This is a genomic window from Streptomyces sp. NPDC060209 (assembly GCF_042728155.1).
GTDB lineage: Bacteria > Actinomycetota > Actinomycetes > Streptomycetales > Streptomycetaceae > Streptomyces.
The window spans coordinates 1-5,681 of record NZ_JBHWZS010000439.1; the positions used below are offsets into that span (position 1 = coordinate 1).

The following is a 5,681-nucleotide window of genomic DNA, read 5'->3' on the forward strand; positions in this document are numbered from 1 at the left end:
GGCCTCTCCTGTGGCCCGCCGACGAGCCGTGGCCGTACTGCGACGAGCCGCACGACAGCCGCGTGGCGCCGGTGGTCCACTCACCGGACGACATCCGGCTCCTCCGCGCCGCAGCGACTGAGCGGCTGCGCCTTGGCCCCGAGGCACCCGAGCGGACCCCCGAGGAGGTGGAGACCCTGGAGCGGATCAGGGCGGGCCGCCCGTGGACCGACGGCCCGATCCCCCTCCTGCCCGTCGCCCAGCTCCACGCCCGCGACGTCCCCTTCCCGTGCCCGTCCGGCGCGGACCTCCTCCAGGTCCTGTGGTGCCCCTTCGACCACTCGATGGCACACCCCAGGACCGCACTCTTCTGGCGCTCGTCCGCCACCGTCACCGATGTCCTCGACGTACCGCCCGAGCCGCCGATCGTCCAGTCCGCGTACTACCTCCCGGAGCCGTGCCTGTTCTCACCGGAGCAGGTCATCGAGTTCCCCAACCCTCTGGAGCTGGACAAGGAGCTGAGCGATCAGCTGGACGACATGAGCCGCTGGGAGACGGTCGACCCCGCGCTGTACAGCTCGTACGCGGACGACCCGGGCGAGCTCTACTTGAACAACCTCTGCCACGCCCCCGGCTGGAAGACCGGCGGCTGGACCCGCTGGAGCCCCACCGACCCCGTCGACCGCTCATGCCCCGAGTGCGGCACCGAGGCGGTCCCGCTCCTCACCATCGCCTCCTCGGAATGGGACGGCGGCAGCGGGACCTGGATCGCCGGGGAGGAACGGACGACCCCGGCCCCGCCTCCCCCGGGCGCCCAGGACGGCAACTTCACCTTGATCGACATAACCGGCGGCAACAACCTGCAACTCCACGTCTGCCCCGACTTCCCGGACCATCCGCACATCGAACTGCTCCAGTGAGCCGCGCTCGTACCCAAAGGTGGTCCGTAAGTGTCTGAAGGATCGTTCCTTCCTTTATCTGGTACCGGTGTTGCTCTTCTGCCGGGCCGGAAGGGCAGTCCCAGCCCCTCAGGGATTCGCCGTGGTGCGCTGCCCGAAGACGCGCGCCGCACGAAGTTGCAGAACCTCCTGAACTGACGGCGACAAGTGCCGCTCCTTTCCACCGGATCACTCACGCCATGCGCAACGACTCGGACTCGCACAAGCGTTTCTGATCAGCAGCTGACCGAAAGAAAGAGAAGGAAGAATCACCTTGAGGAAACCAGTCAGACTCGCCGTTTTGATGGCAATGCTCGCCGCTCTGGGCGCCGGAGGGCTGGGGAGTACGGCCACCGCGGAGGCGTCGCAGAGCACCGCCACGAAGTCATGTGCCCCCGTCTCGGATTCCCAGAGGTCGAAAACCCCGGAAGCCGTGACCGAGTGCATGGAGTTCACCGCCCCTGCTGTCGCCTCCGCTCGGAGTGCAATTGCGGCCGGTTCGCCAGTCCTCCCGCTGGCCGACGAAACGCCCGACGAAACCTGCGAGGCGGCGGCACCTGGGCAGTGGAGTGCAACCCGTAAGCGGGTGTGCCTGATAGATGCCCAGGGGATCTACACCCTCAGGGATTCTTCAGGTAAAACCATAGGCACCGGCCTGATGGACGTTTCCAGCAGTGCTGTCACGACGCACGTCAATACGGAGATCAAGGAGCAGATCACCATCGAGGTCACCGAATTGACCGGTGATGTGAAGAGCCTGAACTTCAAGGCAGGCGTGAACTGCACCGATACCTGCAAGACAACGGTGCGGCAACCCTGGATCGGGATCAAGACCCTCGTCGAGGGGGAGACGGCTACAGGGCAGGTCGTCTACAGCAGCAGCGTGGCCGCCGGCGCGGAGGACGTCTTCCAGCTCCAGCACGACGTACTGGTGACGTCGAACGGTGCCACCCCCGTGGATACGGGGATGAGTTGGGACACCCCTGCCGACAAGGAGGTCAAGTGCGACGCGAATCCGTCCAGTGGATATGCGCGCGGTTGCGTCATCAACGTTCCCGCGACTCTTACCTACACTGTCGACGACCCGCAGAACGGCGGCGCAATAGCCGTCTACAAATGGGTGATGGAACAGCGGAACAGTAGTTGGCAGACCAGGGAAGCCGATCAAGGTGTGTCGGACGCGAATCGGAAGCGGACGTGTGGCTCCTTCATCTACCGTCCCGACCTCGTTCCGGACAGCGAGGAATGTGACGAGTTCCCGATGGCCAAGACGGTCGAAGGTGGTCAGGCGGGAATGTACTGCGCCGATGTGTTCCCCGAGAAGGACGCGAACGGGCACTGGACCTTCCGGCCCGTCAATAACGAGACTTGGGGAACCATGGAGGGCAAGGACTGCGCCACCATACATGTCTCCAAGACTGTGAATGGTTCGCTCGGCGGCAAGTACGGAAGTTTCGTACAGGTCAATCGTGTCCAGAATCAGGAGAAGTTCAAGGTGGAATTCTCCGGGTGAGGAGGGGACCGAAGTGATCGACGATGTCGGCGGCCGGATGCTATGGGCCACATACGAGAACGCGGTGATGTGGTGCGTCACCCTCACCCGTGGTGTCGCACCGGAGGAAGTGATCACTGCCTACGGATGTGATCCCGGAGACTCCCGCTTCGTCGATATGGACCAAGCGATCGAATGGATGGGCGACTGCGATCCGGAGGCCCTGCTCGTCCCGTTGCGTTTCGGCAGGATCGGGGAGTGGTCGTTCTGCTACGAGAAGTCGACCAACGTGGGCAGCATCAACCTCGACGTCCTCGCCCGCCTCTCCGCCAAATCCGAAGCGTTTCTCCTGGAAGTGGGCGGAAGCGGCGTCAATCACTTCGGCTACTGGCGGAACGGCAGGGCTGTGGAGTCCTTCGAGCCCACCCTTCTGTCCCGTCGGCCCGCACCACCCCATCCTTGGTGGGACGCCGTCCAGGAACGCCGGCGGGCGGCCGGAAAGCCGTATCCCGGAATGCTCCCTGTCCTCGAAGTGGTCACCGAGCATGTCGGCGCGGTCCTCGACGATGTAACTCTCGCGGGCGAGTTGCGGACCGTGATGGTGAAGGACCCGTACACCTAGGTGTGAGCTGAGCCCTTCCCCGCGATGGGGAGGGGCTCGGTCTCCGGGGTGAGTTCAAGGCCTTGAGGATCAAGGGACCGCGGTCTCCGCGTCGGCATCCTGTGTGTGCCGGCTGAGCCACGGCCGGGCCCGCTTGGACGAACGGCTTCGCGCTCTGCCCCGGAGGAGAGGTCACGGTGAAGTGTCGCGCGTGCACCCAGGGTCACCGGCCCCGCCGGGAGTACCGCGCGCCCCGAACCGGTGCCATCCCGGCGGAGCCCAGGGGCGGCCCGGTTTGACCCCCCGCACCCCGCCCCGTAATCTTGACCCTCGGCGTGTTTATGTGCGCCTAACCCCTGAGCACATCCCTCCCGGTGATTCGTCCCCGGGGGAGGCCGCTCATCCTTCCGGACTGTCGCGGGCCTCGGCCCGTGCGGGCGGCTGGCATCAGGGGATCCGTTCCGAGTGAGAGAGAGATCCGCGTGTACGCCATCGTGCGCAGCGGTGGTCGCCAGCACAAGGTTGCTGTCGGCGACATCGTTGAGGTTGACAAGATTCCCACCGCCAAGGTTGGCGACACGGTCGAGCTCTCGACCCTGCTCGTTGTCGACGGCGACGCCGTGACCAGCGACCCCTGGGTTCTGGACGGCATCAAGGTCCAGGCCGAGATCGTGGACCACCACAAGGGCGCGAAGATCGACATCCTTCGCTACAAGAACAAGACGGGTTACCGCCGTCGCCAGGGTCACCGCCAGCAGTACACGGCGATCAAGGTCACCGGTATCCCCGCGGCTGCGAAGTAAGGGACTGAGGAGACATGGCACATAAGAAGGGCGCATCGTCCACTCGGAACGGGCGCGATTCCAATGCTCAGCGGCTCGGCGTGAAGCGCTTCGGCGGTCAGGCCGTCAACGCCGGTGAGATCCTGGTCCGCCAGCGCGGTACCCACTTCCACCCGGGCACGGGCGTCGGCCGTGGCGGCGACGACACGCTGTTCGCGCTGACCGCCGGTGCGGTGGAGTTCGGTACGCACCGTGGCCGCAAGGTCGTGAACATCGTTCCCGTCGCTGCCTGAGTCAGGCAACGACTGAACGACACAGCACCTTCCGAGGGCGGATCTCAGCTTTCCCGGTAACCGGGGAAGCGGGTCCGCCCTCGGCGCGTTACGTCAAGAGACATTCCCGTATTTTTCCGCAGTACCTGGAGGCACCCACCATGACCACCTTCGTGGACCGCGTCGAGCTGCATGCCGCCGCGGGTAACGGAGGCCACGGCGTGGCCTCCGTACACCGTGAGAAGTTCAAGCCGCTGGGCGGCCCCGACGGGGGCAACGGCGGGCGCGGCGGCGACGTGATCCTCGTCGTCGAGCAGTCCGTCACCACGCTGCTGGACTACCACCACCACCCTCACCGCAAGGCCACGAACGGCCAGCCCGGCGCTGGTGACAACCGCTCCGGCAAGGACGGCACGGACCTCGTGCTGCCCGTTCCGGACGGCACCGTCGTCCTCGACAAGGCCGGCAACGTCCTCGCCGACCTGGTCGGCCAGGGCACCACCTTCGTCGCCGGCCAGGGTGGCCGCGGCGGCCTCGGCAACGCCGCGCTGGCCTCCGCCCGCCGCAAGGCGCCCGGCTTCGCGCTGCTCGGCGAGCCGGGGGAGAGCCGGGACATCGTCCTGGAGCTCAAGACCGTCGCGGACGTCGCGCTCGTGGGCTACCCGAGCGCCGGGAAGTCCTCGCTGATCTCGGTACTTTCCGCAGCCAAGCCGAAGATCGCGGACTACCCGTTCACGACCCTCGTCCCCAACCTGGGCGTCGTCACCGCGGGCTCGACCGTCTACACCATCGCGGACGTCCCGGGGCTCATCCCGGGCGCCAGCCAGGGCAAGGGCCTCGGTCTGGAGTTCCTGCGGCACGTCGAGCGCTGCTCCGTCCTGGTGCACGTCCTCGACACGGCCACGCTGGAGTCGGACCGTGACCCGGTCTCCGACCTCGACATGATCGAGGAGGAGCTGCGGCTGTACGGCGGCCTTGAGAACCGCCCGCGCATCGTCGCCCTCAACAAGGTCGACATCCCGGACGGCCAGGACCTCGCCGACATGATCCGCCCGGACCTGGAGGAGCGCGGCTATCGCGTCTTCGAGGTCTCGGCCATCGCGCACAAGGGCCTGAACGAGCTCAGCTACGCCCTTGCCGGGATCATCGCCGAGGCGCGCGCAACGCAGCCGAAGGAGGAGTCGACCCGGATCGTCATCCGTCCCAAGGCTGTCGACGACGCCGGCTTCACCGTGACCGTGGAGGAGGACGGCATCTACCGCGTGCGCGGCGAGAAGCCCGAGCGCTGGATCCGCCAGACCGACTTCAACAACGACGAGGCCGTCGGCTACCTCGCCGACCGGCTCAACCGCCTCGGTGTCGAGGACGCGCTCCGCAAGGCGGGCGCCCAGGCCGGCGACGGTGTGGCCATCGGTGCCGAGGACAACGCGGTCGTCTTCGACTGGGAGCCGACCATGGCCGCCGGTGCCGAGATGCTGGGCCGTCGGGGTGAGGACCACCGCATGGAGGCTCCGCGCCCCGCCGCGCAGCGTCGCCGCGAGCGTGAGTCCGGGCACGATGACGCACAGCGCGAGTACGACGAGTTCGACCCCTTCTAGGCCGCGCGCCGGGCGCCCC

6 protein-coding genes are annotated in these 5,681 nt (G+C 66.8%); all 6 read left to right on the forward strand.

Features of this window, described 5'->3' with window-relative positions; genetic code table 11:
- Positions 1–899, forward strand: an 899-nt coding sequence (locus tag ACFWFI_RS40520) for a hypothetical protein (protein ID WP_387400619.1), incomplete at its 5' end; no start/stop codon positions are given.
- 463 nt (positions 900–1,362) lie between these two features.
- Positions 1,363–2,430 (forward strand): hypothetical protein, encoded by a 1,068-nt coding sequence (locus tag ACFWFI_RS40525; RefSeq protein ID WP_387400621.1) that lies wholly within the window; start codon positions 1,363–1,365, stop codon positions 2,428–2,430.
- 13 nt (positions 2,431–2,443) lie between these two features.
- Positions 2,444–3,031 (forward strand): DUF6461 domain-containing protein, encoded by a 588-nt coding sequence (locus tag ACFWFI_RS40530; RefSeq protein WP_387400623.1) that lies wholly within the window; start codon positions 2,444–2,446, stop codon positions 3,029–3,031.
- Positions 3,032–3,492: 461 nt separating this feature from the next.
- The gene (gene rplU, locus ACFWFI_RS40535) at positions 3,493–3,813 is read left to right on the forward strand and encodes a 50S ribosomal protein L21 (RefSeq protein WP_018551604.1); all 321 of its coding nucleotides are present in this window, start codon (positions 3,493–3,495) and stop codon (positions 3,811–3,813) included.
- A gap of 14 nt (positions 3,814–3,827) precedes the next feature.
- On the forward strand, positions 3,828–4,085 hold the full coding sequence (rpmA, locus tag ACFWFI_RS40540; RefSeq protein ID WP_014045902.1) for a 50S ribosomal protein L27: 258 nt from the start codon (positions 3,828–3,830) through the stop codon (positions 4,083–4,085).
- A 140-nt stretch (positions 4,086–4,225) separates the two neighbouring features.
- Positions 4,226–5,662 carry a GTPase ObgE gene (gene obgE / locus ACFWFI_RS40545; RefSeq protein ID WP_387400625.1) on the forward strand — a complete coding sequence of 479 codons (1,437 nt, stop codon included), beginning with the start codon at positions 4,226–4,228 and terminating at the stop codon, positions 5,660–5,662.
- Positions 5,663–5,681 lie beyond the last annotated feature (19 nt).